The 4,583-nt window shown below is 69.3% G+C and carries 4 protein-coding genes; 1 reads left to right on the top strand and 3 read right to left on the bottom strand.

All coding sequences use genetic code 11. The features are described from left to right. The coding region (locus WS62_RS37475) for a hypothetical protein (RefSeq protein WP_197422869.1) at positions 1-304 on the top strand (304 nt) is incomplete at its 5' end. On the opposite strand, the gene WS62_RS18910 is transcribed toward WS62_RS37475, so the two are convergent. From WS62_RS18910 to WS62_RS18900, 3 genes are all read right to left on the bottom strand, one after another. Then, on the bottom strand, positions 214-1,803 hold the full coding sequence (locus WS62_RS18910) for a DHA2 family efflux MFS transporter permease subunit (RefSeq protein ID WP_066573876.1): 1,590 nt from the start codon (positions 1,801-1,803) through the stop codon (positions 214-216). The genes WS62_RS37475 and WS62_RS18910 overlap by 91 nt on opposite strands. Before the next feature lie 11 nt (positions 1,804-1,814). Further along, positions 1,815-3,131 (bottom strand): glycosyltransferase, encoded by a 1,317-nt coding sequence (locus WS62_RS18905; protein WP_066573874.1) that lies wholly within the window; start codon positions 3,129-3,131, stop codon positions 1,815-1,817. A 265-nt stretch (positions 3,132-3,396) separates the two neighbouring features. Continuing rightward, the gene (locus tag WS62_RS18900; RefSeq protein WP_066573872.1) at positions 3,397-4,296 is read right to left on the bottom strand and encodes an alpha/beta fold hydrolase; all 900 of its coding nucleotides are present in this window, start codon (positions 4,294-4,296) and stop codon (positions 3,397-3,399) included. Positions 4,297-4,583: the final 287 nt, after the last annotated feature.

Here is a 4,583-nt window from a genome sequence, read left to right as displayed (position 1 = left end):
CTTCGTCTTCGTCTTCGTCTTCGTCTTCGTCTTCGTCTTCGTCTTCGTCTTCGTCTTCGTCTTCGTCTTCGTCTTCGTCTTCGTCTTCGTCTTCGTCTTCGTCTTCGTCTTCGTCTTCGGCTTCGGCTTCGGCTTCGGCTTCGGCTTCGGCTTCGTCTTCGTCTTCGTCTTCGTCTTCGGCTTCGGCGAATCAGGAACGCGGCGGCTACCGCCTCAATGCCCCAGCGTCGTCGCCGCCCCCCGCTTCGGCCGCGTCAGCCACATCAGCCCCGCCAGCAGCAGGCACGTCCCGCTCGCCATGTAGAACATGTCGTTCGTCGCCATCATGTACGCCTGCTGCCGCACCACCTGGTGCAGCGAGCTCAGCTCCCGCGCCCCGTGCATCCCCATCGCGTGCAGCGCGTCCACGTACCGCTGCGTGTTCTCCGACGCTCGCGTCACCGACTGCGACACCACCGCGTAGTGGTACGTCGCACGGTTGTCCCACCACGTCACGCTCAGCGCCGTCCCGAACGCCGCCGACAGCGTCCTTAAAAAGTTCGACAGGCTCGACGCCGCCGCCAGCTTGTCGTCCGACACCCGCGACAGCGTCGCCGCCGTCAGCGGAATGAAGAAGCACGGCAGCCCGATCCCCTGAATCAGCCGCGGCGTCACCACCTGCGCGAACGTCATCGTCAGCGTGAAGTGCGTGCTCCACCACATCACCCCCGCGAACACCCCAAACCCGAACGTCACCAGCACCCGCGCGTCCACCCGGCTCGCGTACAGCCCCACCAGGATCGAGAACACCAGCGCCAGCACCCCCATCGACGCCGTCGCCAGCCCCGCCTGGTAGGCCGTGTATCCCATCACCGCCTGCAGCCACAGCGGAAACACCACCCCCACCACCGAGAAGCTCATCATCCCCAGCGAGATGATCACCACGCAGAACGTGAAGGTCCGCTCCCGGAACAGGCTCAGGTCCACCACCGGATGCACCTCCCCCGCCTCCCAGATCAGCAGCGACGTCAGCGACACCGCCGCCGTGATCGCCAGCGTCGTGATCAGCGACGAATCGAACCAGCCCCGGTCGTGACCCAGGTCCAGCATCGCCTGCAGCGACCCCACCCCGATCACCAGCAGCACGATCCCCGGCACGTCGATCGGGCTCGCCTCGCCACGCTGCGCCTGCGGGTGCAGCATCAGCGTGCACACCGCGAACGAGAACAGCCCGATCGGCAAATTGATCAGGAAGATCCACGGCCACGAGAAGTTGTCGATCAGCCAGCCCCCCACCACCGGCCCGAAGATCGGCGCGAGCAGCACCGTCATCCCCCACAGCGCGAGCGCGAGCGTGCGCTTCGCCGGCGGGAACGACCGCATCAGGATCGTCTGCGACAGCGGCACCATCGGCCCCGAGCACAGCCCCTGCAGCGCGCGGCACGCAACCAGCATCTCCAGGTCCCGCGCGAGCCCGCACAACAGCGACGTCAGCGTGAACAGGATCACCGATGCGACGAACAGCCTCGACTCGCCCACCCGCCGCGCGAGCCAGCCCGTCAGCGGCACCGCGATCGCCGCCGCCACCGAGTACGAGCTGATCACCCACGTGCCCTGGCTGTTCGACACCCCCAGGCTCCCCGAGATCGCCGGCACCGCCACGTTCGCCACCGTCGAATCCAGCACCTCGATGAAGGTCGCGAGCGACAGCGCGAACGTCAGGAGCGCGAGCCTCGCGCCGCGCAGCGGCCGGGCGGCGGGTTCGTTGTGCGACGGACGGCTTGCCGCCGAATCGGCGTCGTTCGCGGGTACGCGCGCCGACATCGATTGCCCGCTCATGCCGGCTGCGCCTGCCGCGCCGCGACGCTCGGCGCGAAGCGCTCGATGAAGCGCGCCGCCTCGTCGCAGCCGTTCGGCTCCGCCTCCATCCGCGCCCGCACCTGCGCGCAGCGCGCCGCGATCGCGTCATCGCCCAGCACCCGCAGCAGCGCCCGGCCGAGCGACTCGCCCTGCACCGGCGCGTCCAGCCTCACCCCGCAGCCGCTCGCCGCGACCCGCTGCGCGTTGTCGAACTGGTCGTGCGCGAACGGCGTCACCACCTGCGGCACCCCCGCCGCATACGCCAGCGACGCCGTCCCAACCCCGCCGTGGTGCACCAGCGCGCGACACCGCGGCAGCAGCGCCGCCAGCGGCACGTAGCGCCGCTTCAGCAGCGATACGCCATCCGGCTGCGCGCCATTCGTCTTCGTTCTCGTTGGCCCCGTCGTCCCCTCCGATGCCGCCGGCGCGTCCGGCGCAAGCAGGATCCCTCGCACGCCCGTCGTCCGCAGCACCGCCCTCACCGCCTGCTCGTAGGTCGCGCCGTCCACCCGCGTCGAGCCCGCCGTGAACACCACCGGCGCATCGCCCGACGCGACGAACGCGTCCAGCTCCGGGTCCGCGTCCCGCGCCCCCGTCTCGTTGAACAGCGGAAACCCGCTTTGCAGATGATTCGCCGGCCAGTCCGGCTGCGCCGCCGCGAACCACGACGGAAACAGGCACAGCACCCCGTCCGTCGAATGCAGCCAGCGCCCCAGGATCCGCCGCGCCGGACCGAGACCCAGCGACTGCCGCGCCGCATTCAGCTCCGGCCCGCACACCCGGTCCAGCACCTGACGCTCGATCAGCGTCATCAGCCCCGCCTTCACCGCCAGCGGCAAGCCCCTCGGGATCGTCAGCCGCTTGTGCGTCGGCGGCGCGTGCGCCGACAGCAGCGTCGACGGCGACACCTGCACCGACACATAGCGCGTCCCGTAGCGCTCCTGCATCAGCCGCGCCGAGAACGCCCACAGCGTGCCCACCAGCACCGTGTCCGCGTCGCTCAGCGAACGCAGCACGTCGAAGTGCGGCCGCACCACCGGCGCGATCACCCGCCACAGCGTCCTGAACGACGTCCGCGGATGCCACAGCGCCGGGTCCGCCATCGCCTGCGCGTACTCTTGCGCCGTGCCCACCGGCACGAACGCGAACCCGCTCGCCCGCACCGCCGCCTCGAACGGCGGATGCGTGCAGAACACCACCTCGTGGCCGCGCGCCGACAGCGCCCGGCTCACCCCGAGCAGCGGGTGCACATCCCCCGCCGACCCGATCGCCGTCACGATTACTTTCGACATCGCTTTGTCACTCAATGCAGCGCGGCAGCCGACGGACGCGCGCAGCGGGCCGTGTTCGGACCGGATCGGCCGCCAGCGGCTTGGCGCTCGATACGCTCCGCCGCGCGCTTGCGTCGAACGAACGCTCCTCGCCTTGGCCTTCCGTCGCCGCACGGCCCGATGCGCATCACGCCGATTTGCCTGTTTGAACGAGCCGGGACCGCCGCGCGCCGAACGACGACGCGCATGACCCTCTGTCCCGGCTGCCTTGGACCGCCGCCCCGCGCTACGACAGCGCCGGCATCTGCCCGAGCGGCGCGAGCGTCTCGCCCTGCGCCGCGTCCCGCGCCGCGCTCGCCCGCTCCTCGCCGAAGAAGCTCAGGATCGTCGAGCGAACCTGCTCCTGCTGCTGCCGCCCCTCGAGATCCAGGAAGTGACCCGCCTGGCGGATCGTCGCGAACTCCGCCCGGCGCACGTACGCGCCGAGCCGGCGCACGTCCGACGCCGTCGTGTACTCGTCCAGCTCGCCGTTGACGAACTTCACGTCGCAACCAATGTTGCGGAATTCCGGCAGGTACTGCTCCGGCTGCATCGACAGGATCTGGTTGACGTGGAACGCCACCTGGTCCTGCTCCTTGCGCGGCAGCTTCGTCAGGTAGCGGTAGTTGTACAGCTTCATGATCCGCGGCAGGTAGCGCCCCACCGTGTCGTTCAGGAGCTGCGCCGCCTTCAGGTTCTCGCCCGCCGCGATGTGGTCGCGCGCGCGCGTCACGTAGTCCGTCATCGCGTCGTTCAGAAACGGCGAGAACGACGCGATCACCGCCCGGCGCACGCTCGTGCAGCCCCGCGCCAGCGCGAACAGCGACGCCACCCCGCCCCATGACACCGACAGCAGATAGCTCGGCGCGAACCGCGCCGCCAGGTACAGCAGAATCTCGACCTCGTCGTCCTTCGTCAGAATGTACTCGCCCGGATTGTGCTGCCGCGACTGCCCCGCGTACGGCAAGTCGAAGCACACCGCATTCAGGCGCTCGCCCAGGTAACGGATCGTCTGGCCGAACGACGCGGTCGTCGCCAGGGCGCCGTTGACGAGGATGGCCGTCTCGAAGGCCGGATCGAACACGTGACGCTCGACGTGGACCTTCAGTCCGTTCGGCAGCGCTACGACCTGTTTCTCGATAGGCATGGCGTAATCTCCCGCATCTGCTCGGCAAATGAGCTGATCCCGCGCCCCTCCCCTTGAAGGACGCCTCCATGTAGCCGCACGCCCTCCCACGCGATCTGCCCGCCCTGCCTCGCGCGCGCCGTGACGGCTACCCACTCGCCGGAGCCGCGCATCGCCTCATATCCCACAGGCAATACGCTCCCCCAGGCCCGTCGCGGTCACCCCGCTTCTCTCGGCCCGTGGTCTCCAGCGCCTCTGTCTCGCATGACGCCTCTTGAGGAAATTACCGCTTTCCGTCGTCTTGCCGC

This window comes from Burkholderia sp. ABCPW 14, from assembly GCF_001523835.1.
GTDB classification, from domain to species: Bacteria; Pseudomonadota; Gammaproteobacteria; order Burkholderiales; family Burkholderiaceae; genus Burkholderia; species Burkholderia mayonis.
This window is presented reverse-complemented; position numbering and strand designations above follow the sequence as displayed.